This window comes from Streptococcus caledonicus (assembly GCF_042656225.1).
Taxonomy (GTDB): domain Bacteria; phylum Bacillota; class Bacilli; order Lactobacillales; family Streptococcaceae; genus Streptococcus; species Streptococcus caledonicus.
In genome coordinates this window covers 37,180-63,178 of sequence record NZ_JBHSOJ010000017.1, presented here as the reverse complement: position 1 = coordinate 63,178, position 25,999 = coordinate 37,180, and the positions used below count along the sequence as shown (strand labels likewise).

24 protein-coding genes are annotated in these 25,999 nt (G+C 38.9%); 3 read left to right on the top strand and 21 right to left on the bottom strand.

Annotated elements, in window-relative coordinates:
- Positions 1–194: 194 nt before the first annotated feature.
- Positions 195–2,843 (bottom strand): bifunctional acetaldehyde-CoA/alcohol dehydrogenase, encoded by a 2,649-nt coding sequence (gene adhE, locus ACFPQ3_RS07990; RefSeq protein WP_156806169.1) that lies wholly within the window; start codon positions 2,841–2,843, stop codon positions 195–197.
- A 356-nt stretch (positions 2,844–3,199) separates the two neighbouring features.
- On the opposite strand from adhE, the gene ACFPQ3_RS07985 reads away from it, so the two are divergent.
- Positions 3,200–3,385 carry a type II toxin-antitoxin system RelE family toxin gene (locus ACFPQ3_RS07985; RefSeq protein WP_156806170.1) on the top strand — a complete coding sequence of 62 codons (186 nt, stop codon included), beginning with the start codon at positions 3,200–3,202 and terminating at the stop codon, positions 3,383–3,385.
- A 230-nt stretch (positions 3,386–3,615) separates the two neighbouring features.
- On the opposite strand, the gene ACFPQ3_RS07980 is transcribed toward ACFPQ3_RS07985, so the two are convergent.
- Positions 3,616–5,790 carry an LPXTG cell wall anchor domain-containing protein gene (locus tag ACFPQ3_RS07980; RefSeq protein ID WP_156806171.1) on the bottom strand — a complete coding sequence of 725 codons (2,175 nt, stop codon included), beginning with the start codon at positions 5,788–5,790 and terminating at the stop codon, positions 3,616–3,618.
- Positions 5,791–5,974: 184 nt separating this feature from the next.
- Here ACFPQ3_RS07980 and ACFPQ3_RS07975 point away from each other — a divergent pair, with 184 nt between their 5' ends.
- Positions 5,975–6,118, top strand: a complete 144-nt coding sequence (locus ACFPQ3_RS07975) for a hypothetical protein (protein ID WP_156806172.1) — start codon at positions 5,975–5,977, stop codon at positions 6,116–6,118.
- A gap of 42 nt (positions 6,119–6,160) precedes the next feature.
- Here the strand turns inward: ACFPQ3_RS07975 and ACFPQ3_RS07970 are convergent, their stop codons facing one another.
- Genes ACFPQ3_RS07970 through ACFPQ3_RS07930 form a run of 9 tightly spaced genes read right to left on the bottom strand, consistent with a single transcriptional unit; the run spans position 6,161 to position 14,560 of the window.
- Positions 6,161–6,781, bottom strand: coding sequence for a V-type ATP synthase subunit D (locus ACFPQ3_RS07970; RefSeq protein WP_156806173.1), 621 nt, complete (start codon positions 6,779–6,781; stop codon positions 6,161–6,163).
- 4 nt (positions 6,782–6,785) lie between these two features.
- Entirely contained in the window at positions 6,786–8,171 is a 1,386-nt protein-coding gene (locus ACFPQ3_RS07965) for a V-type ATP synthase subunit B (RefSeq protein ID WP_156806174.1), read from the bottom strand.
- Complete coding sequence (locus ACFPQ3_RS07960; RefSeq protein WP_156806175.1) at positions 8,158–9,942, bottom strand: V-type ATP synthase subunit A; 1,785 nt, start codon at positions 9,940–9,942, stop codon at positions 8,158–8,160. The genes ACFPQ3_RS07965 and ACFPQ3_RS07960 overlap by 14 nt, the downstream gene beginning before the upstream one ends.
- Positions 9,943–9,980: 38 nt before the next feature.
- Positions 9,981–10,292, bottom strand: a complete 312-nt coding sequence (locus tag ACFPQ3_RS07955) for a V-type ATP synthase subunit F (protein WP_156806176.1) — start codon at positions 10,290–10,292, stop codon at positions 9,981–9,983.
- Complete coding sequence (locus ACFPQ3_RS07950) at positions 10,282–11,265, bottom strand: V-type ATPase subunit (protein WP_156806177.1); 984 nt, start codon at positions 11,263–11,265, stop codon at positions 10,282–10,284. The genes ACFPQ3_RS07955 and ACFPQ3_RS07950 overlap by 11 nt, the downstream gene beginning before the upstream one ends.
- Positions 11,266–11,278: 13 nt before the next feature.
- Positions 11,279–11,830, bottom strand: a complete 552-nt coding sequence (locus tag ACFPQ3_RS07945) for a hypothetical protein (protein WP_156806178.1) — start codon at positions 11,828–11,830, stop codon at positions 11,279–11,281.
- A 10-nt stretch (positions 11,831–11,840) separates the two neighbouring features.
- A complete protein-coding gene (locus tag ACFPQ3_RS07940; protein ID WP_156806179.1) occupies positions 11,841–12,314 on the bottom strand; it encodes a V-type ATP synthase subunit K in 474 nt (157 codons plus the stop codon).
- A gap of 4 nt (positions 12,315–12,318) precedes the next feature.
- The gene (locus ACFPQ3_RS07935) at positions 12,319–14,250 is read right to left on the bottom strand and encodes a V-type ATP synthase subunit I (protein ID WP_156806180.1); all 1,932 of its coding nucleotides are present in this window, start codon (positions 14,248–14,250) and stop codon (positions 12,319–12,321) included.
- Complete coding sequence (locus ACFPQ3_RS07930) at positions 14,237–14,560, bottom strand: hypothetical protein (protein WP_156806181.1); 324 nt, start codon at positions 14,558–14,560, stop codon at positions 14,237–14,239. Before ACFPQ3_RS07930 ends, ACFPQ3_RS07935 begins: the two co-directional genes overlap by 14 nt.
- Before the next feature lie 193 nt (positions 14,561–14,753).
- Between ACFPQ3_RS07930 and ACFPQ3_RS07925 the strand changes: the two genes are divergently transcribed.
- Complete coding sequence (locus ACFPQ3_RS07925) at positions 14,754–15,563, top strand: MurR/RpiR family transcriptional regulator (protein WP_156806182.1); 810 nt, start codon at positions 14,754–14,756, stop codon at positions 15,561–15,563.
- 47 nt (positions 15,564–15,610) lie between these two features.
- Here ACFPQ3_RS07925 and ACFPQ3_RS07920 read toward each other — a convergent pair whose 3' ends face one another.
- The 10 genes from ACFPQ3_RS07920 to ACFPQ3_RS07875 form a co-directional block, all read right to left on the bottom strand.
- Positions 15,611–16,642 (bottom strand): NADH:flavin oxidoreductase/NADH oxidase, encoded by a 1,032-nt coding sequence (locus ACFPQ3_RS07920; protein WP_156806183.1) that lies wholly within the window; start codon positions 16,640–16,642, stop codon positions 15,611–15,613.
- A 312-nt stretch (positions 16,643–16,954) separates the two neighbouring features.
- A complete protein-coding gene (locus ACFPQ3_RS07915) occupies positions 16,955–17,920 on the bottom strand; it encodes an acetylxylan esterase (protein ID WP_156806184.1) in 966 nt (321 codons plus the stop codon).
- Positions 17,920–18,807 (bottom strand): ROK family protein, encoded by an 888-nt coding sequence (locus ACFPQ3_RS07910; RefSeq protein WP_156806185.1) that lies wholly within the window; start codon positions 18,805–18,807, stop codon positions 17,920–17,922. The genes ACFPQ3_RS07915 and ACFPQ3_RS07910 overlap by 1 nt, the downstream gene beginning before the upstream one ends.
- Before the next feature lie 9 nt (positions 18,808–18,816).
- Positions 18,817–19,734 (bottom strand): dihydrodipicolinate synthase family protein, encoded by a 918-nt coding sequence (locus ACFPQ3_RS07905; protein WP_156806186.1) that lies wholly within the window; start codon positions 19,732–19,734, stop codon positions 18,817–18,819.
- Positions 19,735–19,812: 78 nt separating this feature from the next.
- On the bottom strand, positions 19,813–20,343 hold the full coding sequence (locus ACFPQ3_RS07900) for a DUF624 domain-containing protein (RefSeq protein ID WP_380434015.1): 531 nt from the start codon (positions 20,341–20,343) through the stop codon (positions 19,813–19,815).
- A 125-nt stretch (positions 20,344–20,468) separates the two neighbouring features.
- A complete protein-coding gene (locus ACFPQ3_RS07895; protein WP_156806188.1) occupies positions 20,469–20,921 on the bottom strand; it encodes a NanQ anomerase/TabA/YiaL family protein in 453 nt (150 codons plus the stop codon).
- 83 nt (positions 20,922–21,004) lie between these two features.
- Positions 21,005–22,108 (bottom strand): Gfo/Idh/MocA family protein, encoded by a 1,104-nt coding sequence (locus ACFPQ3_RS07890; RefSeq protein ID WP_156806189.1) that lies wholly within the window; start codon positions 22,106–22,108, stop codon positions 21,005–21,007.
- A 13-nt stretch (positions 22,109–22,121) separates the two neighbouring features.
- Positions 22,122–24,224 (bottom strand): sialidase family protein, encoded by a 2,103-nt coding sequence (locus tag ACFPQ3_RS07885; RefSeq protein WP_156806190.1) that lies wholly within the window; start codon positions 24,222–24,224, stop codon positions 22,122–22,124.
- A 10-nt stretch (positions 24,225–24,234) separates the two neighbouring features.
- Entirely contained in the window at positions 24,235–25,068 is an 834-nt protein-coding gene (locus ACFPQ3_RS07880) for a carbohydrate ABC transporter permease (RefSeq protein WP_156806191.1), read from the bottom strand.
- Position 25,069: 1 nt separating this feature from the next.
- Positions 25,070–25,903: a carbohydrate ABC transporter permease gene (locus tag ACFPQ3_RS07875; protein WP_156806221.1), complete on the bottom strand. Its 834-nt coding sequence runs from the start codon at positions 25,901–25,903 to the stop codon at positions 25,070–25,072.
- Positions 25,904–25,999: the final 96 nt, after the last annotated feature.

Here is a 25,999-nt window from a genome sequence, read left to right as displayed (position 1 = left end):
AGGATAGATTGACTTAGTAGCATCGAAGCCAGATGATATCTCATTAGTTTTATTGTGATTATTATATTAATTTTTGAAATATGGACAGCCTTTGAGCATAACATCACCGAAGATTTAACATTATCGACCTGATGCAAAAAAAGAAGAGAAAGCTCTTCAATGACAGCATTCTCTTCTAAAGTTCTCTGATAATACTATTTTAAACGACCTGGACGTTCTTCGTAACCATAGTAAGCATCTTCAATAATTTCTTGCATATGATCAACCATTGGAAGGCGTGGGTTTGCTGGTGAACATTGATCTTCATAAGCAAGTAGAGCAAGTTCACGAGAATATTCCTTCAATTCTTTTTCATCAATTCCTTGATCACGCAAGTTCATTTTAATACCAAGGCGACAACCAAGATCATATACCGCTTTTGCATAAGAAGCAACTGCTTCTTCTGGTGTAGACGCTGGCAAGCCTAACATTCTTGCAATATCTTGATATTTTTCATCAGCACGGTAGTAATTATATTTAGGCCATGTTGCAGTTTTGGCAGGACGTGTACCATTGTATCGAATAACATATGGTAACAAAATAGCATTTGTACGACCATGAACCGTGTGGAAACGAGCACCAATTTTATGTGCCATTGAGTGTGAAATACCTAAAAATGCGTTAGCAAAAGCCATACCAGCCATAGTTGAAGCATTATGCATTTTCTCACGAGATTCAAAATCAGCATTCTTAACAGAGCTTTCTAGGTATTCAAATACAATCTTAATTGCTTGAAGTGCCAAACCGTCTGTAAAGTCATTGGCCATTTGTGATACATAAGCTTCTGTCGCATGTGTCAAGACATCCATACCTGTATCAGCAGCAACAAAATCAGGAACCGTCATAACAAGCGCTGGGTCAACAATCGCAATTGTTGGTGTCAATGAGTAATCGGCAATTGGGTATTTACGATTATTGGCCTTATCCGAAATAACAGCAAATGGTGTTACTTCTGAACCAGTACCAGACGTTGTTGGGATGGCAATGAATTTTGTTTTCTTACCAAGTTCAGGGAATTTGAAGGCACGTTTACGGATGTCCATGAATTTTTGAACTAAGTCATGGAAGTCAACTTCTGGTTGTTCATAGAAGAGCCACATTACTTTCGCTGCGTCCATTGGCGAACCACCACCTAGGGCAATAACTGTATCTGGTTTAAATTGACGCATCAATTCAGTACCTTTCATAACAGTCGTAATATCTGGATCTGGCTCAACCTCTGCAAAGATTTGATACGTTACATGATTGCGGCGAAGATGCAATTGTTCAAGGATACGGTCTAAGAATCCAAATTCAACCATTGATTTGTCTGTGACAATCATCACACGTTCAACATCACGACATTTTTGAAGGTATTGGATAGAGTCACGTTCGAAGTATGTTTTTGAAGGAACTTTAAACCATTGCATATTATTTCTACGTCTTCCTACTTTTTTGATATTCAAGAGATTGACAGCACTAACGTTGTCACCAACTGAGTTGCGGCCGTATGATCCACAGCCTAATGTCAAGGATGGCAAGAAGGCATTGTAAACATCACCAATACCACCAAAAGTAGACGGAGAGTTCCAAATCACACGAATGGCACGAACACGTGTTCCGAATTCTTTAGCAAGAGCTTCATCATTTGTATGAATAGCTGCTGAGTGACCAAGACCGTGGAATTCAACCATTTGACGTGCTTTTTCAAGACCATCTTCTGTTGATTCAGCTTTCAATACTGCAATAACTGGTGACAATTTTTCACGAGTCAATGGCTCTTTTTCACCCACTTCAGCACATTCTGCTGCTAAAATATTTGTTCCTTCTGGAACGGTGAAACCTGCTTGTTCTGCAATCCAAGTTGCTGGCTTACCAACGATATCTGGATTTAATTTAGCTCCGGCACAGTTTTTACTTTTAGCTTTGACACCAAAGCAAAATTCTTCAAGAAGAGCCTTTTCTTTTTTATTGACAAAATAAGTGTGATAAGATTTGAACTCTGCTATAAACTCATCATAAACTTCTTTATCAATGATAACTGCTTGTTCAGAAGCACAAACCATACCGTTATCAAATGACTTAGACATCACAATATCATGAGCTGCTTGACGGATGTTAGCTGATTTTTCAACATAAGCAGGAACATTACCAGCTCCTACCCCAAGTGCAGGTTTACCACATGAATAAGCCGCCTTAACCATCGCATTACCACCGGTTGCAAGGATTGTTGCAATGCCATCATGATTCATCAAAGCATTTGTTGCTTCAAGAGAGGGTTTTTCAATCCATTGCACACAGTTTTCTGGAGCTCCTGCTGCAATTGCTGCGTCGCGTACAATCTGTGCTGCATGAGCTGATGATTCTTGCGCTGATGGGTGGAAAGCAAAAACAATTGGATTACGAGTTTTCAATGCAATCAATGATTTAAAAATCGCAGTTGATGTTGGGTTAGTTGTTGGCGTGATACCACATACAACTCCTACAGGTTCTGCAATCAATGTTAAACCTGTCACGTCATCCTCTTCAATAATGCCAACTGTTTTTTGATGACGCATATTGTTTACAACATGTTCACATGCAAATAAGTTTTTCGTTGCTTTGTCTTCAAAAACACCACGCCCTGTTTCACGAACGGCATGTTCTGCAAGGATACCATGAGCATCCAAGGCTGCTACTGAAGCTTTGGCAACAATGTAGTCCACTTGTTCTTGATTCAGTTTACGGAACTCTTCAAGAGCTTCGAGACCTTTTTGAACAAGACCATCAACGTGTGCTTGAGCTGCTGCTAACTTTTCTTCTGGGGTTACTGTTTTTTCCGCCATGTTGTCTCCTTAAAAAACATTGTTATTTTTTTCACATTTATAGTGTAATTTCATTATAGCATATATTTTAACTTTGTAAATAGTTTCACAAGGTTTTTTGAAAAATTTTGAAATTTGTGTTGATTTTTCGTTGAAAGCTTTTAAATTTTCTGATATTTAACATCATGAATTCTGTATTACACACTTTTGCAGTTTTCCACACACAAACACACACTACTATAGCTAATGCCTTCTAGGGTGTGTTGTGTTAGAAAAGAGCATAAGGGAAACTGATATCACGTTCCGTGATATGTTGATAGGATCAACGTTTCTCTTGCCGGTAATTTTTTCGGCTACGCCTACTTACACACACTTGGATAGAGAAGCATCTTCATGATGTGGACTTTCCAACAGTTCCTGGTAAGCAACTGTCAGGACGACTGGCAGGCTACGTTCGTTTCCGAGTTTCAAATTATCGTGTTATTGCAAAAATTGAAAATAATGATTTTGTAATAACTAATCTGCATGTTGGACATCGTTCTAGTATTTATCGCAGAATCTAACAGAAAAATTAGCAACTAAAAAACAGCGATGTACTACCCAAAAAAGTTTAATAATTAATTGAGGCTAAGGACTGTATTCTGTATTACACAGGACGCAGTCTTTTTTTATTTTATTTAACAAGAAGGGTGGGAAATTGATTTTTGTCATCTTTTGTCATTTAACAGTATTTATCGAAGAATCTGATAATAAAACCGAGCTGTTCCCAGCTCGGTTTTATTGTCTTTATCACCTATTGTTCAAGGTTTGCGTTTTGCTTTTTTCTTTTTCTTGAATAAGCAAAGAGTCCTGTGAATCCAGTCAACAAACCAAGGTATTGCAGAAGGTCAGTTGAAGCAGTACCGGTGTTTGGTAACTGTTTCTTCTGCTCTTTTTCTGCTGTTTTAGCTGCTGGTGCTGCTTGAGCAACTGGCTTAGCCACGCGTTGCTTGTCGCTTGATTTGGTGGTAGGAGTGATCGTATTTGTGTTTTTCTTAGGTTTTGGCACATCTTTATTAGGCTCAAAACGTGGTTTATCATCATTGATTAAAGGATCAACTTTATCAGTCTTTTTCTCGTCTGACTCAGGTTGTTTTTCAGGCTCGACAGGCAAGATTGGTTTAATTTGCTCTTCTTTTTCTTTTGGTTTTTCACCTTCAGATTTTGGTACTTGCGGTTGCTCAGCTTTAGGTTGCTCCATCATATCACTTGGTTTTTTCAACTCAGCAATTTTTGCTTTCAACTCAGCAACTAGAGCTTCTGATTTTTCTAGTTCTTTAGTCAATCGGTCTTTTTCAGCTTGTAGCTCTTGTCCATTGGCTTGCGCCTCTGATAAGCTCTTCTTGAGGTCAAGATTTTTCTTGGTTAACTCAGACAGTTTTTCTTCTAATTGTTTTACAGCATCTTGGGAATCTTGAAGCGATTTCTCTAATTGATCACGCTCTGACTGCAAGTCCTTTAATTTGCCTTGGTTTTCGGACAAGCGACGTTCTAAGTCTGCTTTATCTGCTTTTTGCTTAGCAATTTCGTCATCTTTAGATTGCAGTTGTTTTTCCAAATTAGACTTTTGCGTCATCAATTCCTTGTTTTGACCCTCTAAGTCTGTTAGTTGTTTCTGCAAGTCCTTAAGTTTTTGCTGATCTTCTTTAGGCAGTTGGTCTTTTGGCTGAGGTTGTTTAGCTAACTGTTCTTCAAGTGACTTCACTGTGCCTTCTAGCTTAGCTTTATCAGCCTCTAACTGAACTTTCTTAGTTTCCAAATCAGCTTTTTCAGTTAATAGGGCTTGCTCTTTTTGTTTCAAGGCATCTACTTCTGCTGATTTCTCGCTGAGTTTTTTCTGACTCTCGGTTAGTTGTGTGCTCAGCTCGGCTTGTTTTGCCTTTTCTTTCTCAAGTTCTGCACTTAGGCGGTCTTTTTCTTTCTTGAGCTCTAAGTTTTCAGCTTTGACTTCCTCATTAGGTTGTTGTAAAGTTTTTTCCAACTCAGCTTTCTGGCGTTCCAAGATTTCCATCGCACGTTTTTGAGCGTTCCTTTCAGCCTCGATGTCTTCTTTTTCTTTTTTAAGGGCTTCAGCTTCACTCAAAGCTTTCTCTTTCTGTTCTTGCAAGCTTTGTCTATCTTCAGCAGACTTTTCTAGTCTCTGTTCTAATTTCTTTGTCTGAGATTCTAATTTCTGGTTTGTATGATCTAAGTCTGTTTTCTCCTTGCGAAGAGTTTCTAAGTCTCTACTTGTCCGATCAACTTCAGACTCTTTTTTAGCAAGTTCTTTTTTGACTTCTTCTAGTTCTGACTTACTTTGTTCTAGTTTACTTTCAGTTTCTTTAAGGCGGTTTTCTAGTTCCCTAGTTTGCTCTGTTCCATCCTTAGCTCCTAAATCTTGTTTAAGCTTCTCATTCTCGGCTTTAACTTGTTCCAATTCCTCTAAAACCATTTTAAGCTTTTCGGCTTCCATCCTAAGCTGTTCGTCGGTGGCTTGTAATAACTCGCGATACTCTTTTTGCAATCCCTCAATCGTCTGTTGCTGACCCTCCACTTGCTTTTGGAGCTCTTCAGGTTGCTGGCCTGATTGTTTCTTCAACACATCAGGAAAACGTCTACCGATTTCTTCCAAGACAGCTTTCTTAAATGATTCAAGATTACCATCACCCACAACTACCGAAATAAATTGTGGACTGCGATATAGTAAGCTGACCGCTTCATTACTAAGTTCTCCGAGGACTTCTTTCGCTTTCTCCTCTTCAAAAGTCTTTCCATTAAAAGAAGATATCAACTTTTGAATAGAACTATCTTCTCTTACAATTCTATTCCATTCTGCTGTCTCTGCACTTTCATTCGCCAACACCACTCCTGTCTGACTAACCGCCATCCCAGACAAGAGCGCAGCTGTCAAGGCAACTCTACATATTCTTCTTAGTTTGCGTGATCGCATTGAAAAAAACCTTCTTTCGTTGTTTAATAGCTAAATTATAGTTTATTATCCTATTAGCTACCTACCTGAAATCTGTTTTTCGTCTACTTTTTTTAGGAAAACGTACTAAGCAAGGAATGACTAAAGAAAAAGCGGCTTGAAAAAAGCCTTCTGCCCTCTTGAATTATAAACTAAAGACAATATCATGCAGTGGTTAATTGAAGGTCTTGGAAATGGTCTCTTCTTCATTTTTCTGCGTTCGCCCGAATCGTCTACTGGACAATTTCAGCCTGAGCATAAAAAAACAGAGAGCGAGGACAATCGACATCGTCATTTTTTGACGATTTAACGATTTTTACCCCACTCTCTTACGTTTGAGACTGATATTTCTTTACTGGATGTCTTTGACTTTCATCATACGGATAATGTTACTCCGTTCATTTTCTTCCAGTTTCATCTGGATATAATCAATCGTCTCTTGTAGCTGAGGAATAATCATGTGTTCCAAGGCATTGACACGACGACGGGTTTTTTCAATTTCATCTGCCAAGAGCTGACAGGTTTTCTCAATCTCAGTCAATTCTAACAAATCCTGGCTGATGGTTTGGAAGGTATCAATGGCATCATCCATCTCACTATTGGAGTTTAAGAAACCGTATTGAAACTCACTTGTCTTCTCAGGTAACTGGACGTGAAGCTGAGGCACATCGACTGACATGATGTTTTTCTGATCAATCTGTAAATTGACAGCCTGTGTTGGCAAGGCAAAGGATTCCTCAATGAAACTTTCTGACAGGGTTGACTTGGCAAGGACGAAGGCCTGCATCGCACGCGTTAGCCGCTCTTCAACCGACTGACGTAAGAGGTTATTTTGCTTAATCAAGTCAATAAAGCGACGCATGAGTTCATCTTGCTTATCCTTGAGTAATTTGTGACCACGGGTAGAGGTTTTCAATCGTTTTTTAAGGACTGATAGCTCCATACGGGTCGGTTTTACATTAAGTCTTGCCATAGGACTAGCCCTCCGTTTTTGGAAGGTATTCGTCTAGCATGTCATCCTTAATCCGTTTCAACTCTGTTCGTGGCAAGATTGACAAGAGTTCCCATCCTAGGGTCAAACTGTCAATGATGCTACGATTGGTGTAGAAGCCTTGGTTAATGTATTCTTCCTCAAAACGGGTCGTGAATTTCACATACAATTTATCCGTTTCAGAGAGGGCTGACTCCCCAAGAACGACTGCCAATTCTTTAACCTGCTTCCCTTGGGCATAAGCTGCAAAGAGTTGGTTCATGGTTGCTGCATGGTCAGCACGCGTCTTGCCTTCACCCGTTCCTTTATCTTTCAGACGAGAAAGAGACGGCAACACATTGATTGGTGGTTTGTAACCAGCATTATACAAGTCACGCGCCAAGATAATCTGACCTTCTGTAATATAACCAGTCAAGTCAGGAATTGGGTGGGTGATATCATCCTCTGGCATGGTCAGGATTGGAATCTGAGTCACAGACCCTTTTTTACCAACCAAACGTCCCGCACGCTCGTAAAGGGTTGACAAGTTCGTGTATAGGTAACCTGGGTAACCACGACGACCTGGTACCTCACGACGAGCTGCTGAGACCTCACGAAGGGCTTCACAGTAGTTGGTCATGTCTGTCATGATAACCAAGACGTGCATGTCTTTTTCATAAGCCAAATACTCAGCTGTCGTCAAGGCCATTTTTGGTGTGGCAATACGCTCAATCGCTGGGTCGTTAGCTAAGTTGATAAACATGACTGAACGCTCAATGGCACCTGTCTTACGGAAGTCTTCCATGAAGTATTCCGCTTCTTCAAAGGTAATCCCCATTGCTGCAAAGACAACGGCAAATTTCTCATCTGAGTTAAGTACAGTCGCTTGACGGGCAATCTGAGCAGCTAATTCCTTATGAGGCAGACCTGAGCCAGAGAACACTGGCAATTTCTGACCACGCACGAGCGTGTTCAAATGGTCAATGGCTGAGATACCTGTTTGGATAAATTCATCTGGGTAGTCACGACGGATTGGGTTAATCGCTTGGCCATTGATATCAAGGCTTTGCTCTGCCAAAATCTCTGGACCACCATCCTTGACCTTACCCATTCCATCAAAGACACGTCCAAGCATGTCTTCTGACACCGCAAGTTCTAGCGGTTTACCACGGAAACGAACTTTCGTATCACGCAAGTTAATTCCTGCGGCACTTTCAAAGAGCTGCACAACAGCCTTGTCTTCTTGAACTTCCAAGACTTGACCGCGACGGGTTGAGCCATCTTGGGTTTGAATATCAACTAGCTCATCAAACTTGATGCCTTCAACACCCTCAACCATCATCAGAGGGCCGACAACTTCGCTGACCGTTTTGTATTCTTTAATCATTGGCAGTCATTCCTCCTTTCGCCACAATCGCTTTAAGCTCTTCTGGGATTGACAATAGCAGAGCTTCTAATTGATCGAGGTCTTTTTCAGCAACATACTTGGCACGCGCAATACGGTCACGTAAAGCAACTGTCCCTGATAAAATTTCATTGTAGTAGGCACCTAGCTCTAACGCTTTACGCGCTTCTTTTTCAAAGGTACTAATCAAGTCAAGCATGAGTGATTGTTTTGCATAAGACGTAAAGGTATCCACTTCATCAAAGGCATTTTGTTGGAGATAGTCCTCACGGATCATACGGGCAATCAACATGGTAATCTTGTCCTTATCAGATAGGGAATCAAGACCAACCAAACGCACGATTTCTTCCAATTCTGACTCTTCTTGAAGAGTTTTCATGGCATGCGTTACTTTCTCAGACCAGTTTGTTCCCAATTTTTCATTGAGGTATTCACCAATTTCATCTGAATAAAGTGAATAAGATGACAACCAGTTCATTGATGGGAAGTGACGTTTTTGTGCCAAGAGAGCATCCAAGCCCCAGAACACTTTAACGATACGAAGCGTATTTTGCGTAACAGGCTCAGAAATATCTCCTCCAGGAGGTGATACTGCACCAATAGCTGTAACAGACCCTTCACGCCCTGTGCTACCAAGTGAAATGACTTTACCCGCACGCTCATAGTATTCTGCAATACGGCTACCAAGATAAGCTGGGTATCCTTCGTCACCAGGCATTTCTTCCAAACGCCCCGACATTTCACGGAGCGCCTCTGCCCAACGAGAGGTAGAGTCAGCCATGATCGCAACATTGTAACCCATGTCACGGAAGTATTCTGCGATGGTGATACCTGTATAAATAGAGGCCTCACGTGCCGCTACGGGCATGTTAGACGTATTAGCAATCAAAATGGTGCGGTTCATCAATGACTGGCCAGTATTTGGGTCAATCAATTCTGGGAACTCATTCAAAACGTCAGTCATTTCATTTCCACGTTCCCCACAACCAACGTAAACGACGATGTCCACGTCAGACCATTTCGCCACTTGGTGTTGCACAACAGTTTTACCAGCACCAAATGGTCCAGGTACCGCAGCTCCACCACCCTTAGCAACTGGGAAGAAAGTGTCAATGACACGTTGACCAGTCAACATCGGTTCTCTTGGATTTAATTTTTGAGCAAATGGACGACCACGACGAACTGGCCATTTTTGCATCAAGGTAAAGCTTTCTTCGCCAGTCGCTGTTTCAAGAACATAAACCGTATCATCTAAGGTGTAGTCACCTTCTTTGATAGACTTAACAACCCCTTCTTTACCGAAAGGTACCATAATGCGGTGCTCAATAACAGAGGTTTCTTGAACCGTTCCGACAATATCTCCAGCAACCACCTTGTCACCAACTGTAACTGTTGGGGCAAAATGCCATACTTTTTGTCGGCTTAGAGGCTTAACTTCTACACCACGTAAAAGGAAGTCACTGTTTGTTTCTTCATGGTAGGTATCTAAAGGACGTTGAATTCCATCAAACATCTGCGAGAGAATACCAGGTCCTAACTCTACTGAGAGAGCTTCACCAGTCGTCACAACTGGCTCACCAGGACCAATTCCTGATGTTTCTTCGTAAACCTGAATAGATGCGACATCTTTACGCATCTCAATGATTTCACCAATAAGGCCAATAGTTCCGACCTTACAAATATCTTGAATATTAGCATCTTCCATGCCACTAGCCATGACCAGCGGACCAGATACTTTTATAATTGTTCCAGTTTTCACACGAGCTCCTTTCATCAGATCTTTTCGTGTTTTATCTTCTAGAGAATATTCTGCCCAATGGCTTTTTCAACATTATCTTGAATATTTTGCATACCTAGCCCCAAACTCCCCTTATGATCAGGAATTAGGATAACTGCAGGCACTGCCTGACTGCGGTAGCGCTCTAACGTTTCAGGGATTTCTTGAGCCAGACTTTCTGTCACATAAATAATCCCATAATTATCCTGAGCCAATTGGTCAATCGTTTGGCGAGCCACTCGGCTTGTTTTCGCATCAAAAATATCAAAGCCAATCATCTTGAAAGGGAGAATCGAGTCTTTATCACCGACAACAGCAATCTTATAAGTCATAAATCGGTCTCATCCTTTCTCTCAGCATAGCTTGGTCAAAATGGTTTACCTTGCCTGTTAAGATGAGGCGAAGATTTTTGACTTCCATTTCCTTGTAATAGTGATAGGCTAATAATGGTAAATAGCCAAAGGCTTCAAAGCGAGCCTCATCCAAATAGACATGTGATACACGATCACGTGCCAGTTCGAGCGATAAATTTAAGTTTCCATTTTGATCAATCATACCTGCTAGAGCACCAGCATAGGCTGTTTCATTCAACAAGTTAAGAATCTCTTCGTACCGATTGGCTTGCGCTAGCCCAATGAGTTCTAGTTGATTAAGTTGACCTTCATTTGATAAAACAGTTATCAGAAAGGCTCGCGACAGCTTTTTATCCCGCAAGCGGAAAATACAATTCAAATTATAAAGGTCAACCCAAGCCTGTACCATGTTAAGAATAACTGAGTCATCTAACTCGCGCGCAACTGCTACCAAGTGTTTGAAGTAACGACGGTCAAGAAGGATATCAACACTTTCTAGTCGTCCATACTCACGATAATCTTGACAGGTATCCTGCACCGCTTGTACCAAGAGTTCTGGTAAGGTTTCAGATTGTTCTGTCTTGACTAGATTTCTCAACTCATCAATAGGATACCCCCCCATAGGTAAGAGGAGATCTGTTAACTCCAAACCTGCTAAATGATTTTTCAAAAGTACTTTTAGATTATGATAAGTATAAATCAGAGAAAAAATCTGAGCTACTGGGGCATCTTCAACTTGTTCTGTCACAAATTCAGATGTTTTAGCCAACTCTGCCATTAATAGTGGTTCAAAATCCTCAGTAAGATCATGGTATTGAGTTGATTTCAACAGTTGCTGAGCTTGAACGAAGTCTTTAGCCTTTAGCAGACTTTCAAAGGTATCTCGACTCAATAATTCCTTTTCACGAATACGGACAGCCGTATTGATACTTGCATAGTCAATATCTAGCATAGCAACCTCCTTGCTATCCAAGTTGACGTGACAAACGTCCCATCATGTCTTGGGTCAAATCAGTTAAAAGGGCACGGAAAAGGTAATTGTAACGCACACCATCAGCTTCAAGAACAAAACCTGCTTCGTTTGGAATATTTTCTGCATTCAAACTCACATGAGATGGCAGGTTTAAGTCATGTTGACTCTGTTCACCTAGCTGTAAACTGTAGTGTTTACGTTTATCCAACTGTTCCAAGACGCCTTGTAAGAAGCTGTTAAAAGTTTGGCTGTCCCAATTTGCCATGGCTTGATAGGCCTTGTCAAATAAGCTACGCAACTGCTCTTGTCGATTTGAAAGAATGGCATTACGACTTTTATTGTCAATACCTTGCAAGGCCGTTGCCGTTTCTAAGGCAAATTTACTATCTAGCTTTGCTTTTTCTGCTCTTTCTTTTTCAGAAATAGCCATCAAACCTGCTTCTAGTCTTGCCTTCTCATCAGCTGTTGCTTTTTCTAATAAAAGCGACAATTCTTCCTCTTTACGGGCTAAAATATTAGCCGTAAATTCCTGTAATTCTGTCATAGGCTCACCCTTAGATAATCATCATGAGGGCAATAACAAGGCCTAAGATAGCGTACATTTCAACCATCCCTGCGTAGATAGCACCTTTCATGAAGTGTTCTTCATTTTTAGCTAAGATTTGAATACCAGCTGTTGCAACGCGACCTTGAGCAATACCTGAAGTTAGACCAGTGAATCCCATTGTCAAACCAGCTGCCAATAATTTTGCCCCGGTTTGGAAATCAAGACCGCTGCCCATTTGACCAAAAATCATCAATGAAATGATCATACCGTAAAAACCTTGCGTACCTGGCAACAATTGAAGTACCAATGATTTACCAAATTTTTCAGGTTGTTCTTTTGCAAGTGCAGCTGCTGCTTCACCAGTCATACCAGTTCCTTTCGCAGAACCAGTACCAGCCATAATCATTGAGAATGCCATACCAGCTGCCGCCATCATTGTTCCGCCATTTGCAGAAGTTAAAAATTCTAAAAAGTCTTTCATGAGTTTATTTCTCCATTTTTCTTGTTTTTAAATCGGTATATTTTTCGTAAGTTTTAAGAGGTTTAAAGGCATGACCACCACCTTCGTAGAATTTACCAAAGAATTCTACAAATTGTAAGCGGATAGCATGCACATATGCACCTAGGAAGGACATTCCCATATTGAGCATTTGTAAAGCAATAATCAGAGGAATGCCTACTGTAAAGCGTGCTACGGGTGGCAATAGACCAACCACCATATTAAAGGAAGCCGCAATACTTGCTCCAGACACACTGAGGGCCATCAAACGAGTATAGCTAGCAATATCTCCGATATAAGAAGTTGCGCCGTATAATTTGTACAATCCTGAACCAATACCTAGTAGTTTATTCTTACTACCTACTGCTGTTCCAAGGATAATCATAGCCACGTTAAGAATGATTAACCATTTAGCAATATCTCCCAGTACAGCTTGTCCTGTAAAGTTTTGTAGGACTAATAAAATCACACCAACCAGTAATCCAATCCAACCCAGACCATCTGAAATCGCAGAAGGGTAATCCTTAGCTTTGAGTTGTAACTGTGTATTGACTGCCAAACCAAACAGTAACTGCACCAAACCAAAGACTACTGACAATACTAAAATTGAAATAACATCTGTCGTCGTTGATAGCACATGGAAAGGTAATTCTACTCCAAAGAAGGAACCAAAGAAGAGCCCCCATAAAATAGTTGGATAGGATAAAATGTGAAACAGTTTATAGTTCTTTCTCGCACTTTTAGACGCTTTTGTCTTATTCAACAAATACCAGGTTCCGAACCATAATAATAAACCATATCCCACATCAGCAGCCATCATTCCAAAGAATACCGCATAAAACGGAGCCAAAAGAGGCGTTGGGTCAACCTCAGAATACTTAGGCAGACTATACATCTCAGTTAATGCTTCGAAAGGTTCAACAAGCGGATGATTGACTAATTGCGTTGGAATCTCTTGTTCAGAAACCTCAGTATTATCAACCAAACTGATGTAAGTGCCTTCCGGCAAAGTCTCTGCTAACAGCTCTTTCAAGTGAGAGATATCATCTTCTCTGACCCAGCCAGATAAACCAACCAATTCTTGACCAGATGCCAATAATTGCTCAGCACGAAGGCGTTCTTTTTGATTGTAAAGGTCTTCTTCTAAGAACATCAAATCTGCATAATCTTGACTGAGAGCCTTTAATTTAGTAGCACCTGCTTTTTGTTCAGCTAATAATTCAGAACGCTCAATCTTGAAATCTTCCAATTGCTCGGCAGGTAATTTTCCAAACGGAAAATCAAACTGATCAAAGTGAAGAGTGTCCAAAAACTCCTTGAGCTCATGCTTAGCAGAACGATCCGCATAAACCACCAATCCTTGTTCTAAATCATTTTGGAACAGACGCTCCACATAGAAATCGTCACGCGCCAAAAGTTGATTTAGCTTTTCTTGATTGGGATCCTCAGGCAAAGTCCCTATGATAGCATAAGTTGCCTTCAATGCTCTGCGATCTTTTTTCAAAAAGGAAAGTGTCTTCCACTTATTGGCAAGCTCGATATTTTCATCCAAATCCGCCAATTGCTTCTGTAGTAAAGTTTCCTTTTGCTGAAGAGCCAGAACTTGTCCTAAAAGGTCACGTTCTCTTACCTCTGTCATTTTTTTGGCAAAAGCTTGTGCAGTTAAATGGAAACGGTCACTCCAAATTTTTTTAGGGGTGACAGCTTTCAAATAAGTCTGAGCCTGCGCTACTTGAGCTAATTCTGTCTCCAGGGACTGTATTTGAGTTGTTAACTCACTCAATGTATTGTCCCCATAACGCATATCCTCTACCGCAGCCGGCTCGAAAGCTTGAAATTCTTGGACGGATTTTAAAAGTTCACCTCTCGTCTGATAATCCGTCAGAATGAGAAGTTTTTGCATTTTAGATACCGCCATACCGCGTCTTTACCTCCTCTAAAATGCTAGCAATAAGCTCAGCTTCTTTCTGAGCAACCTTATCTGTTAATCTCGCAACTTCTTCTGAAATCTGTTGCTGAGATGCCGTTTCTTTTTGGGCAATTTCGCCAGTCAACTGAGACTCTTTAGCTTTTTGATATGCTAAAATCGCTTTGCCACTAGCTTCTGCCGCAGCTGCTAAATCTTGGTCTGTCTTGTGACTAAGGGCTGAAATTGCCTCCTCATGCTCTCTTAGACGATCTGAAATTTTTCCTTCGACCTCTAAAATAGCTTGTGATGCAAGACTCATAGTCCACCTCCTTAGGAATTATCATAGCACTTTTTTCACAAAAGGTCACGTTTTTTCATCAGGGAAAATAACCAAAAAACCTTATAATAACAATATATTTACCGCTTTCTTCCTATATATAAGAACCCTAAATTTGGGGGTTTTAAATTTTTTATGTTATACTTAATTTATCCTATATTTGAAAAGGCTTTCTATGACAAGTTCTCTCACTACAAAGATTTCTGCCTACTTACCTAGTATGACAAGTTTGGAGCGTAGTATTGCAGATTATTTTATTTCTCAGCAACTTACGGAGTACGATTTAGCGACGACGCAAATTACTCAGACTTTACATATTTCTCAGGCAACTTTGACACGTTTCGCTAAAAAATGTGGCTTTAAAGGCTATCGTGAATTTGTCTTTGAATACCTCAATAGTCAGAAATCAGATAAAAAAGATTTTGAGATTTTTCATTGGGATTTAACCAAACGTGTCATGCTTGATTACCATGAACTTATCCAACAGTCCCATGATTTGGTTGATGAGGAGCAACTGCAAGCCATCGCTGAAATGTTGGAAAAAGCAGATCGGGTTTACTTTTATGGAAAGGGAAGCTCTGCCCTTGTTGCCCAAGAATTAAAGCTTCGACTCATGAGATTGGGACTCATTTGTGATGCTATTAGTACCACTGAGAGCATGATTTGGAATACTAATAGTCTGACTAAAAACTGTCTCGTCATTGGATTTTCACTGTCGGGAAAAACACACTCTGTGTTATCCAGTCTTGAAAAAGCTCATGATAAAGGAGCACAGACAGTTCTCATCACGACAGCAAATTTTGAGCATAAACCAAGTTTTACAGATGTTGTTCGTGTCGCCTCTACGCACCATTTGGACTATGGTAATCGGATTTCACCACAATTTCCAATGCTGGTCATAGTTGATATTCTCTACGCCTACTTCTTAGAAATAAACAAAGCAAAGAAAGAACAAATTTTCAAAGGAACAATTATTAAATCATAAAAAAATCCTAATACTTCTATTTCAAGGTAAGTATTAGGATTTTTTAATTATCTGACTTGTCCACGTTTGTATGAATTGTTATAAACTTTATAGTCATGATCATGAAGCACTTCTGCTGCATCAGCTAACCAATTGGTATTACGAATCAGACCTCGTCCAACTTGAATCAAGTCTGCTTGGCCATTTTGTAAAATATACTCACAGAGTTCTGGGCTATTAAGAAGCCCAACCGCAGTAACTGGAATTGTGACAACTTCCTTGATTTTTGCTGAAAATCCTGCTTGGTATCCACCGTAAATTGGGATATTAGGGCGGATTGGTAAGAGACCTCCTGTCGAAATATCCAGCGCTGCAACCCCTAACTTTTCTAACCACTTCGAAATGTGTTGGTAATCTTCAAGTGTATTTCCAGCTTCATCGTATGATGTCACAGATAGGCGGACCCAGATAGGTTTTGAAAAGACTTTTCTAATCTCTTCAACGATTTCTTTTAGGAGGCGGAAGCGATTTTCCAAAGAACCACCATAGGCATCCGTACGTTGGTTTGTCATTGGTTCTAAAAATTGGTTAATGAGGTAACCATGAGCTCCATGAAGTTCAATCATGTCATAACCTGCTTGGTCGGCACGAATCGCTGACGCAACAAAGGCAGCTTTAATACGTTTGATATCAGCAAGGGTCATCTCTTGAGGAGCGTTGTAGCTATCGTCAAAAGGAATGGCACTTGGAGCATAGGGTGTTGGTGCATCCGCAGACTTACGGCCACCATGCCCCAACTGAACACCCACTTTAGCTCCAAAAGCATGCAGTTCAGCAACTAATGCTGATAGTGCGTCCTTTTGGTCATCATTCCAAAGCCCTAAATCATGCTTCGTTAGACGTCCATCTGGTTCAATAGCTGTCGCTTCTTGAATGATAAGGCCAACCCCTCCTATAGCACGCGCACCGTAGTGAGCATGGTGAAAAGCAGTAGGAAGACCATCTTCTGCTTTAACCTCGTACATACACATTGGGGGCATGACCACACGATTTTTTAGCGATAGACCAGCTAGTTCAACTGGTGACAATAACATTGACATAGCAACCTCCTTTTCACGTCAGTAAGCCCAACAGATACTTACCTTATTATTGCCGTTATTGTAGCAAAAAATGCCAGTATTGTCATAAAAGAAAAATGAGAGTGGGACAAAAATCCAGTGGATGTTTTAGGTGGACACTTGAAAATGAAGAGGTGTCCAGTTGTAGACCTCCAATCAACCACTGCGGTGATCTGTTATTACTATACAAAAAGAGAAGGTTGAGATATTTTATCCCAACCTCATTATTTTGGCTCTATAATTTCTGTAGTGGAATGAGTAAATCCCACTACTGTTGACAATAAGTCATTATTTTTAACAAGTTAAAACACAACTTCCCGTCAGAAAATCATAGACCAAATCATTTACTTTGACGTGCATAGCATCGTGTCCATAATCTGGTAAGATATAGTGTGATTTCTCTGTTGTCAATCGATTGTAAATGGCAAATTGAGTTGATGGTGGGCAAATATCATCTTCCAATCCTGTTATAAAAAGAACAGGACACGTGATACGATGAGCGAAATTTTTCACATCCATGTAAGATAGAGTATCTAGCACCGCTTTTTCAGTTTCATGGAAAGGATCTGAATATTTAAAATATCGGAAAAATTCATCGTAAGGCTCCGTTGTCAACCCTAATTCTAAGATACGCTTAAAATCAGATAAAAACGGATAGATACTAGCGGTTTTTGTGATTTTGGGTGACAAAGCTGACGCAATAAGGGCTAAAGCACCTCCTTGAGAAGCTCCGTAACTGTATAATTGTTGTTCATCTACCCATTCAAAATCAGCCACGATATCAATCAGTTTCACAATTGAGCGATAAACATCTACAAAGAATAACTCTTTAGGACCGTCTAACATCCCACGAATCACTTGCCCTTTAACCGTAATTCCCGAGTAATCTCCCACATCACGTGACTGCCCTGCTTGTCCAGGAACATCCATAAAGACCGCTCCCATACCTTCTGCAGTATATTTGAGCCCTTCTGTCCAGTCGGGGCTTTTACCTTGATAACCGTGGAAATAAAAGACTACAGGACAAGAGGTGACCCCTTTAGGAAAGAGGCATTTAGAATAAATGGTAGACCCTTTTGGCGAAGGAAATCTCAACTCATAACAATCAACTGATTTGAGACCAAAGTCTTTCTCAGTTAACTCATAGTCTGGTACTGACGTTTCTAACAAAAGACTATTCCAAAACTCATCGAAATCTGCAGGAATCTCATCACGACCTTTATAGGTTTTCATCTCCTGCAAAGTCATCGTATCCTTCATCACTTTTCCTCCAATTTACTCATGAAGTGGTAATATGCACCTAACATACCTGCATCATTTTGGTGTCTGGCAAAGGCTAATCGTGTCTTTTCAGCAATACTTGAAACCAAAACTTCCTTGAGCATTGCCTCTAATTCAGGCCGCAAGTAATCTTCTTGAGCCATGATACCACCACCCAAAATAACCACCTCAGGATTGACCACATAACAAATACTAGCAATCCCTAAAGCAAGATTTTTAACGAGTTGTGAAATAGCAGAGCGACAAATGTCATTGCCTGATCTAGCTTCTGTAAAAACACGACGTCCATTCCAATCACTAACATCATCACCTGTAGCTTCCGCAACTGTTTTAACTAGAGCAGTCGTTGAGGCAATATCTTGAAAAGCTCCATTTGGCAGAGGAATATAGCCAACTTCACAGGCTGAATAAGATGACCCATGGAAAATCTGTCCACCCTGAATGAGACAGCCTCCGATACCTGTTCCAATTGTTAAGCAAAGTGATAATGAACTTCCCTTTCCAGCTCCAGAAATACTTTCTGCTAGACCAGCACAGTTTACATCATTTTCAATTTCACAAGGAAGATTAAAGCGCTCTTCAATGACTTTTTTAAACTGAGTTCCCGCATAATTTGGGATTTGAGGACCTGCGTAGAAAATTTCTCCTTTAACAGGGTCAACCATCCCCGCGGAAGAAATAGCAACTCCCTTTAGCTCTGCCTTTTCTTTAAAAGATACAACGAGTGAACAAACAAGTTCTAAGATGTGAGGTCCACCCAAATGAGCTTCAGTTGGCGTTTCATGACGTTCAATGATGCTACCAGTATCATCAATCAAGCCATACTTGACAGCCGTTCCCCCAATGTCAATCGCTAAAGTAACCATAGCTACCTCCTAGCAAAAACGTTCCTTAGCCGCACGAATAAGACTAGCTGCCTCTTCTACCACCACTTGATCTTCTTCAGTTAACGGGCTAAGTGGCAAGCGAACAGAACCCAGATTTAGACCATCATTAATAGCCATAACACCTTTGATAACAGCATACATATGACCTTTACCAGAACAAAGTTTAGCGATAATAGCATTGATAGCGTATTGAAGATCTTTAGCAGTTTCTAAATCTTTCTCAGCAATTAACTCATTAAGTTTCAAGAAAAGTTCAGGCATAACACCATAAGTACCACCAATACCACCAGCAGCCCCCATCAAACGACCACCTAAGAATTGTTCGTCTGGACCATTGAACACAAGATGGCCATCACCTGCAATAGCATTAAAAGTCTCAATATCTTGGACAGGCATTGATGAATTTTTAACACCAATAACACGTGGATTTTTCAACATTTCACGGTAAAGACTTGGAGTTAAGGCAATTCCTGCTAACTGTGGAATATTGTAAATGACAAAATCAGTATTTGGAGCAGCACTTGAGATTGCATTCCAATAGTTTGCTACTGAGGCTTCTGGTAGGCGGAAATAGATTGGTGGAATAGCTGCAATCGCATCAACTCCAAGACTTTCTGCATGAGCTGCTAGTTCCATACTATCTTTCGTATTATTGCAAGCAACATGGGCAATAATGGTTAATTTCCCTTCCGCCACTGCCATCACTTCTTCAAGAACTAATTTACGATCCGCAACACTTTGATAAATACATTCCCCGGAAGAACCATTCACATAAAGTCCCTTAACACCTTTATCAATAAAATATTGTGTCAAAGCACGTACGCCTTCTGGACTGATTTCACCAACTTCATCATAACAAGCGTAGAAAGCTGGAATGACGCCCTCATATTTTTCGAGATTTTTCATTATTTTATTTTCTCCAATTTTCTAAATCATAGGATATCTATTCAAGAACTGTTCAATCATATGATAAACACTTCGGCATTATGTTATCCTTTTTTCAATTAAGTAAAGATGCCCATAAACTAAGCCAGCATATCCTCCTAGACTCAAGAGTGACAAACCTATCAATAAGGTAAATCCTGAATAGAAAAGAATAAATAGGATACCCAATAAGACTGTCATCGTGATTAGAGTTACTGGTAAATGAATGCCAGCCAGTAAAAATGAGCGTTTAAGGGTTTCTTTGATTGGTAGTTCTACCCTTGTTTCTAAAGGGTAAACTATAAGAAAAGTCATGGCCACAAGGAACAAGATGCTAAAACTTAACACTTTAATAAGCTGCGCAACCAGCATTTCTTGACCTAAAAGGAGGACAATATCAAGAAAGCATACGGCAATCAAGAACAATTCTATTAATCCTAAGATAAATCCTTTTTTACTTTTAAACTCCTGCAAATAAGTTCTAACCACTGCTAATTGCGCGCTTTGGCGCCTCTTAACTAAGGTCACATAGAGACTACGTTTGGCCATACCAATTGTAAATACAGGTAAGCAAGTTAAGATGAAAATCACGTTAACCAAAAACAAATCATAGATAAGATAAGGGCACAGATACGCACAAAGGCATTGTCTAGCCCAAAAATCGTTTTGATGATGCTCGTTGATGTTTTTTTCATCTTTACCTCCTATATTTTCAATTAATCAATTAAAACCTTAATTACGCACTTTTTAACGGCTCTTAAATGCTCTTTAAAAAGATTTGGTCGATGAGGTTCTTCAGGAAAGAACAAAGTGGCATAACCATCAACAAGGTCAAAATCATAGCTTCGTTTACAAGAAACAAAACCGATGTCTCTGTCCTTATCAAAGTCAACCAATTCTACCTTTTCTCCAGAACCATAACGAATGAGTTCTTCACCTTCAATAATAAGGTGACAATCTAGGTACTTTTCGTGGTATTCAAAACGATTTTCTAAACTATCATCCAATATATTTTCTTGAATAAAGAAAAAAGCATTTTTATCATCAATATCATAAGTACCTACTGTCAATTTGCTGACATCATTTTCCTCAAGGTAAGTTAACGCCTTATCCAAATTGGGATGAATACCTTTGTAGAGTCCAAGATTTTTGATGTGGTCGTAAATCATTTTTAACTCCTCGTACTGTATATATCCTAATAATTTAGACAGTAGAAATATCTTCTATGAGATAGTCCTGCTGTCTAATTAAACTATTTTACAATTTCTGAAAGTTTTACCTTTCTATCTTCATTAATTGATAAAGTACACGCATCTGCTGTCGCAATGGCTTCTAGAGCAGCCTCACCTGTTAACAATTTAATAAATTCCTCTGACACCGTTTTTCCCTCCATAATACCATGTAGATACTGCATTTCTTTTGCAATAATAGAAGATAACCACATAGGAGTACGTTTTCCTGGCTTACCGTAAGCAATTGCTCCATCCATTTCAGTACTATGATAAATTCTTGTACGATCATCATCCTCTTCTTGAGTTTCATGTACCAAGAAATAGGTTTCTTCACCATTAACTTTTAGCGTGCCTCGGCAATTAAACATATCAATTTTAATAGCACCTTTAGTTCCTTGGATAAGTACATAATGTTCTCCCCAACGATATGCTGATCCCCATTCTAAAAGTGCAAACCGTTTTCCTGAAAACTCCATGTTTACAAAAATCATATCATCTTCATCACCAAAATTCTCACCTTTATGTGCAACATTTCCACCAGTCATTGTAACTGTTTCTGGCATACCACCCATTAAAAATTGGACACAATCTAATTCATGAATATGGTGATAAAGATGTCCACCTGATTTTTCACGAATTTTTTTCCAAGAAATCGTTTCTTGTTCTTCTTCCCAACCATTCCGAGCAGTATGGCAATAAAGAATATCACCAATGACGCCATCATTGATCAATTCTTTAGCGTGGTGAACACCGTTGAAGAAATTCATAATATGTCCAGCCATAAAGGTTACACCACACTTTTTACAAGTATCAACCATCTCACGACAATCTTGATAGGATAAAGCAATAGGCTTTTCACAAAAGACGTGTTTCCCATTTTGTGCTGCTTTAATAACTGGTTCTTTATGTAAATTATTAGGAGTCGCGACAATAATACAATCAACATCTGCACTAGATACCAATTCATCTAGCGAGCTTGCTACACGAGCACCTAATTCTTCACCAATAGCTATTGCATTTTCAGGGTCATAAACAACTGTAATTTCTGCTCCCTCATTTGTTGTTAGTGCTCTTGCTAATTCTGCACCAAAATAACCTGTACCAACTACTCCATATTTAATCATAATTATCTTCTTTCTATCTAGTAATATCAGTTATATCTAAATCAATATACTGTACAACATTTGTTAAATGTAGCTCACTACGTGACCATGAATCGTATTTTTCGAATAAAACCCCTATCTTATGATTAGGTAGTTCTGTTAGAGAAGAATAAGCATATCCATATTTGGGTAAATCAACATTATAACTATATTTCCAATCAATTGAATAATCTTCTGGGTTAACTAAACCAACATTTAGTTGACCTCCTTTACGCCCATCTGTAGCATTGGATGTACTCAAAATAATAGCCTCTTTACCATCAACTAACTGTGAATACTTAATAGCAGATACCTGTGTACCATAATTAGTCTGCGTAATATTATCAAGATAGGAAGTCTCAGACCAACTTTCTCCGGAATCATAGCTTGTCATATAGGCAATTTTACCGGTAGTTGTTCTAAAGAATGTCCTAATAATCCCTTCACCAAGTTCTACCATTTGAGCTTCTGCTGTAGCATTTGTAAAGGGAATTTTAGCTGAAACCTTCTTCCATGTTTGCCCTGCATCTTCTGTAATAAGATATGTCAATTCTCCGCTAGTATATGTTGCAAAAATAATACGGTTACTGTTACTTAACGCCAAACCTTGCCCAGGACTTAGGTATGTCGCATTGTGATTAACTCCTAAAAACGGTGGTAACAACTTAAAGTCACTCCATGTTTGCCCACTATTATCACTCGTAGATACCCCGATATAATTGGTTGGAGATACTTTGAACAAACTATCTTTATAAAAAATATTCATTGGTATCTGTACACCATTTTTCACTTCTTGTAAAGATTCACCTTCAAATCTTACAGAATACTGTTCTTGCATTAATGGAGAACCAGCTTCGCTAATTTCATACTTAGCGTTTAAACTATATTGCGTCGGATTTCCTGTTCTATCATCATAAATGACTCCATCTTCACGGACTGTATAATTATAACTACTTTCTCCTTCTTTTTTCAACTTTAAATAATAATTTCCAGAAATTTCTTTGTATCCTGAATCAGATTTATCAGCATTTCTATTTCCTATCCCAGCCGGCATCACATCTGCAAGTAAAATGACTTTACCTGTTGCTTTATCTTCTGCTATTGCTGAATCAATGAATGATGCGCTTCCCGAAATTTGTAAATTTTTAGCATTTCCCGTACGTGGCCATTCAACCAATTGCTCTTCATAGTCATGAAACTTCATTGCAAAAATAGGGTCTGACCACGTTTCACCATTATCAACACTATATGATGTCGCTATATTTATTTTACTCTTAGAGTCATGAGTTCCTCCATAACGAGCATCAATACTAGCTAACACAGTTCCATTACTCAAAGTATAGAGAGCCGGTATGCGGAAATAATTAGCTTGAGTTGTATCACCAGATTGAAAAATAAGTTTCGCAGGAGAATTATGTGATATTTCCTTAATTTCCTCATAACTAAGCGAACGATTATATAAGGATAAATCTGCTATTGTACCAACCATTCCAAAATGGTATTTTCCTTCTCTATTTACACCTCCCAAAGAAATATTATCCTGCCCCTCAATACTTGAAATCGGGATATAATTATCTACATATTCTGTAAAAATTTTTGTTCCATTAACAAACATACTATAGCTTTTATTAGTGGCATCACTAACAAATACTACTGTATTTTCAACAGCTATTCCTTTGTGCTCTCCCCAAATAGAAGCTGGGCGAGAAAATAAATAATTTATTCCTTTACCAGCATCACGGACTTCAATACCTATTTCACCATTATCTCGCATAAAAATTGAAAAATAATTATTTTTATATCCACGACTACTATTTGAAATTCCTATAAGGCTTTGCAATGCATTAGGTTTATTAGATGCGAACTTTACAACTATGCTTTGACTATCAGATTTGAATTTATCAAGAGTACCCGTAGTAATATCAATGCCTTGGCTATTTAACTCAACTTTTCCAGAGTGATATACTGAATCTTGAATTAATTGACTTGCACCAAAATCAACTGCACTAACAGTTAGCGGAATACTTAATAGCAATGTTATCGCTATTAAAGCAATCCCAATAGAACTAATGAAGTTCTTTTTTTGCGTATTGACCATATTGACCTCCTTATTTAGTAGCCCCTTCTGATAGGCCACCAGCAATTTTATTTTGAATAATTGAAAAGAAAATAATTGATGGTAATACAACAATTACTGATGCCGCCATCATATCTCCCCAGTCTAAAATTTCTGAACCATTTAACGATCTAAGCGCAACGGCAACAGTCATTTTACTTGTATCATTAATTAAAATCAGTGCATACAAAAATTCATTCCATGCATTTATAAAGGTATAAATCGCTGTTGCAACTATACCAGGTGCAACAATTGGAAGAACTACTTGATAAAATGTAACAAATTTATTTGCTCCATCAATTCTAGCTGCCTCTTCGATTCCTATAGGCACCGTTTGGAAAAATCCTACTAAAAGCCATACTGCATAAGGAACACTAAAAGAAAGATAAATCATTGATAGTCCCCACAAACTGTTCGACAATCCCATCTTTGCAACTGCAATTGAATAGGGAATTGCTAAAAGAATAGGAGGAAAAATATAAGTTGTTACAAGCAGTTTTGACATAATGGCACCTAACTTCGGAAAAAAACGTACTATTCCATAGGCTGCCATTGAAGAAACAATCGTTGCAACTACTGTCGAACCTAAAGAAATTAATAAACTATTTTTTATATTGGCTAAAAAATTCAAATCATTGATAACATGTGTAAAATAATCTAAAGTAAATTCTTTTGGAAAAAATCTTGTTGGAAATTGTGTTAATTCTCCTTTACCCTTTATTGATGAAAGTATAATCCACAAAAGAGGAAATATTGCAATTACTGTAGCCGTAATCAATATAAGGTGAGAACCAATATCTAAAAATAAGCTATTTTTTTTGTGCATTCTATCTTCCCTCTCTCTCCCATTTGCTAATTACTTTAAAGTAAATAAAACATATACTTAGTAAGAAAATAAATAGCAATACTGTAACAGCTGATGCTCGTCCTAAAAGTTTGGTTCCCCAACCTAGATTATAAGCAAAAATAGGTAAAGTCATTGTTGCATTAGAGGGTCCTCCGCCCGTAATAAGATAAATAATATCAAAATTATTAAAAATCCAAACGGTTCTCAATACTACTAATAGTCCAACTACTACCTTAATATGTGGAAAGGTTATATAACGAAAGACTTGCCAAGAAGATGCCCCATCAATTCTAGCTGCTTCAAACTGTTCTTCTGGTACAGTTTGTAATGCTGACAATACATTAACCATAATCATTGGAGCACCAAACCAAATATTGATAAATACCAAACAAATAAATGCCCATGTTCTATCTGTTAAAAATGAAGGAGCTACTTCCATAAAACCGAGTTTTACTAAAACATTTGGCAAATAACCGTATACTCCATTCAAAATCCATTGCCATGAGAAGGCAATGACTATTGTAGGAAAGGCCCACGGTACAATCAATAATGTACGATAGAACTTTTTTAAATGCTTCACTCTATGAAGTGATAAAGCTAAAATAAATCCAACTAGAACCTGTCCACTAAGTGAAAGTATCGTCCACTTTAGTGAGTTAAAGAATGCATTAAAGAAATTAGAATCTTGTAAAACTGCAACATAGTTATCAAAGCCAACAAACTTATAATTAGGCATAATCAAGTTTTTATTTGTAAAACTATAAAAAATACTTGAAAAAAATGGATAAATAAATAATACACCTACAATAATCATAGCTGGCAAAACAAAGACCCAACGTGTCAAATTTCGTTTTTCCAAGGCACTCTTTCTCCTTTCTCTATAAATAAGGTTAAGGAGCCATTCCTTAGC

Bases quoted from the DNA above. Each gene is read 5' to 3' on its own strand.
- ACFPQ3_RS07905 (WP_156806186.1), bottom strand. From the start codon at position 19,734: ATGAAAAATCTCGAAAAATATGAGGGCGTCATTCCAGCTTTCTACGCT.
- ACFPQ3_RS07955 (WP_156806176.1), bottom strand. From the start codon at position 10,292: ATGACTTATAAGATTGCTGTTGTCGGTGATAAAGACTCGATTCTCCCT.
- ACFPQ3_RS07890 (WP_156806189.1), bottom strand. From the start codon at position 22,108: ATGATTAAATATGGAGTAGTTGGTACAGGTTATTTTGGTGCAGAATTA.
- ACFPQ3_RS07920 (WP_156806183.1), bottom strand. From the start codon at position 16,642: ATGTCAATGTTATTGTCACCAGTTGAACTAGCTGGTCTATCGCTAAAA.
- ACFPQ3_RS07975 (WP_156806172.1), top strand. From the start codon at position 5,975: ATGCAGTGGTTAATTGAAGGTCTTGGAAATGGTCTCTTCTTCATTTTT.
- ACFPQ3_RS07950 (WP_156806177.1), bottom strand. From the start codon at position 11,265: ATGCTAGATATTGACTATGCAAGTATCAATACGGCTGTCCGTATTCGT.
- ACFPQ3_RS07885 (WP_156806190.1), bottom strand. From the start codon at position 24,224: ATGGTCAATACGCAAAAAAAGAACTTCATTAGTTCTATTGGGATTGCT.
- ACFPQ3_RS07875 (WP_156806221.1), bottom strand. From the start codon at position 25,903: ATGATTATTGTAGGTGTATTATTTATTTATCCATTTTTTTCAAGTATT.
- ACFPQ3_RS07880 (WP_156806191.1), bottom strand. From the start codon at position 25,068: ATGCACAAAAAAAATAGCTTATTTTTAGATATTGGTTCTCACCTTATA.
- ACFPQ3_RS07970 (WP_156806173.1), bottom strand. From the start codon at position 6,781: ATGGCAAGACTTAATGTAAAACCGACCCGTATGGAGCTATCAGTCCTT.
- ACFPQ3_RS07980 (WP_156806171.1), bottom strand. From the start codon at position 5,790: ATGCGATCACGCAAACTAAGAAGAATATGTAGAGTTGCCTTGACAGCT.
- adhE (WP_156806169.1), bottom strand. From the start codon at position 2,843: ATGGCGGAAAAAACAGTAACCCCAGAAGAAAAGTTAGCAGCAGCTCAA.
- ACFPQ3_RS07935 (WP_156806180.1), bottom strand. From the start codon at position 14,250: ATGGCGGTATCTAAAATGCAAAAACTTCTCATTCTGACGGATTATCAG.
- ACFPQ3_RS07945 (WP_156806178.1), bottom strand. From the start codon at position 11,830: ATGACAGAATTACAGGAATTTACGGCTAATATTTTAGCCCGTAAAGAG.
- ACFPQ3_RS07940 (WP_156806179.1), bottom strand. From the start codon at position 12,314: ATGAAAGACTTTTTAGAATTTTTAACTTCTGCAAATGGCGGAACAATG.
- ACFPQ3_RS07930 (WP_156806181.1), bottom strand. From the start codon at position 14,560: ATGAGTCTTGCATCACAAGCTATTTTAGAGGTCGAAGGAAAAATTTCA.
- ACFPQ3_RS07895 (WP_156806188.1), bottom strand. From the start codon at position 20,921: ATGATTTACGACCACATCAAAAATCTTGGACTCTACAAAGGTATTCAT.
- ACFPQ3_RS07915 (WP_156806184.1), bottom strand. From the start codon at position 17,920: ATGAAGGATACGATGACTTTGCAGGAGATGAAAACCTATAAAGGTCGT.
- ACFPQ3_RS07910 (WP_156806185.1), bottom strand. From the start codon at position 18,807: ATGGTTACTTTAGCGATTGACATTGGGGGAACGGCTGTCAAGTATGGC.
- ACFPQ3_RS07925 (WP_156806182.1), top strand. From the start codon at position 14,754: ATGACAAGTTCTCTCACTACAAAGATTTCTGCCTACTTACCTAGTATG.